This window comes from Heyndrickxia sp. FW510-T9 (assembly GCF_058781025.1).
Genome location: NZ_JBYSWK010000109.1, coordinates 1 through 1,063 on the forward strand (window position 1 = coordinate 1; position 1,063 = coordinate 1,063).

Consider the following 1,063-nt stretch of genomic DNA (forward strand, 5'->3'; position numbering starts at 1 on the left):
CTATTTTGATTTCGAAGTTTCCTTCGCTGTCTGCTGTAGCAGAACCAATCAATTTGTCACTTACCTTCGCTTCGACTTTTGCTCCTGCTTCCGTCGAACCTGTTATTTTCACATCTGCATCCGTTACTGGTTTGACAACAGGTGCTGATGGTGGTGTGACGTCTGTTACGACTACTTCTGTTCCTGGACTTACGTTGCCTGCTTCATCTGTTGCTGTTACTACAATGTTCGTGCCTGCTTTTTGTTTTGCTATTTTGATTTCGAAGTTTCCTTCGCTGTCTGCTGTAGCAGAACCAATCAATTTGTCACTTACCTTCGCTTCGACTTTTGCTCCTGCTTCCGTCGAACCTGTTATTTTTACATCTGCATCCGTTACTGGTTTGACAACAGGTGCTAGTGGTGGGGTGACGTCTGTTACGATTACTTCTGTTCCTGGACTTACGTTGCCTGCTTCATCTGTTGCTGTTACTACAATGTTCGTGCCTGCTTTTTGTTTTTCTATTTTGATTTCGAAGTTTCCTTCGCTGTCTGCTGTAGCAGAACCAATCTCTTTCCCATTTACCTTTGCAGTAACTTTTGCTTCTGCTTCAGTAGAACCTGTTATTTTTACATCTGCATCCGTTACTGGTTTGACAACAGGTGCTAGTGGTGGGGTTACGTCTGTTACGACTACTTCTGTTCCAGGACTTACGTTGCCTGCTTCATCTGTTGCTGTTACTACAATGTTCGTGCCTGCTTTTTGTTTTGCTATTTTGATTTCGAAGTTTCCTTCGCTGTCTGCTGTAGCAGAACCAATCAATTTGTCACTTACCTTCGCTTCGACTTTTGCTCCCGCTTCCGTCGAACCTGTTATCTTCACATCTGCATCCGTTACTGGTTTGACAGTAGGTGCATTTGGTGGAGTGACGTCTGTTACGACTACTTCTGTTCCTGGACTTACGTTGCCTGCTTCATCTGTTGCTGTTACTACAATGTTCGTGCCTGCTTTTTGTTTTTCTATTTTGATTTCGAAGTTTCCTTCGCTGTCTGCTGTAGCAGAACCAATCAATTTGTCACTTACCTT

1 protein-coding gene is annotated in these 1,063 nt (G+C 43.6%); it reads right to left on the reverse strand.

The window, feature by feature from the left end; translation table 11 throughout:
• The coding region (locus AC3WJF_RS23040) for an Ig-like domain-containing protein (protein WP_492456434.1) at positions 1 to 1,063 on the reverse strand (1,063 nt) is incomplete at both ends.